This is a genomic window from Amycolatopsis thailandensis (genome assembly GCF_002234405.1).
GTDB classification, from domain to species: Bacteria; Actinomycetota; Actinomycetes; order Mycobacteriales; family Pseudonocardiaceae; genus Amycolatopsis; species Amycolatopsis thailandensis.
This window is the reverse complement of the sequence record NZ_NMQT01000414.1, coordinates 1-752: the sequence shown is the minus strand read 5'-3', so window position 1 is coordinate 752 and position 752 is coordinate 1. Positions and strand designations below refer to the sequence as shown.

Sequence of the window (752 nt, the reverse complement as noted above, 5' to 3'; positions counted from 1 at the left end):
TTGTTTCGTTTTGTCTATCATCTCACACTACGCCCACACACTAGATATCCACTTTGTCCCTAGACGACGCTCTTCCGATCTACAGTCACTCGCCAGGGCGGCGGGCGCGGTGCTGTTCGGCGCGCTCGCGGCCGGGACGTCGTTGCGTCCCGCGTTCGCGGTCTTCGCCGTGGTGATGCTGGTGTCGGTCCTGGCCGGAACGAGGGTGAAATGAAACGGACGTGGGCGGGGATCGCCGCCGTGGTGGTCACGGTGGCGGCCGGGGCGGTCTTCGTCGGGCTCCGCTCCGGCGACGCCGCCGCGGAACAGCAGCTGGACCTGGCCCACGGCGGGATGATCTCCGTGGACGAGTCGGGCCGGGTCCGGCAGGACGACCGCGTCGGGCCGTCCTGTCAGCGCGTGGACGTCGCCGCCGGGACACTGGCGTGCCTGCACGCGACGGCGATCCCCGACCAGGCCGAACTGGTCGTCACGAAACCCGGAGCCGAACCGCGGCGGATCTCCGAATGGGGAACGCCGTCGCGGGTCCGGGTTTCGCCGACCGGGCGGCTGGTGGGCTGGACGGTGTTCCGCGCCGGTGACTCCTACCTGGGCGGGGTCGGCACGTTCTCCACCACCGCCGGGATCTTCGACCTGGACACCGGAAGCCACTACGGCTCCCTGGAGGACTTCGCGCTCATCGTGGACGGGAAGCCGTACCCGGGACAGGATCTGAACTATTGGGGAGTGACCTTCGCCCGGGACGATCGGAC

The 752-nt window shown here is 68.8% G+C and carries 2 pseudogenes; both read left to right on the top strand.

What is annotated here, in order from left to right:
• Positions 1 to 214, top strand: a pseudogene (locus tag CFP71_RS45285) (hypothetical protein); the annotation flags it as partial.
• Positions 211 to 752: pseudogene (locus CFP71_RS43220) on the top strand (hypothetical protein); the annotation flags it as partial. The pseudogenes CFP71_RS45285 and CFP71_RS43220, both read left to right, overlap by 4 nt.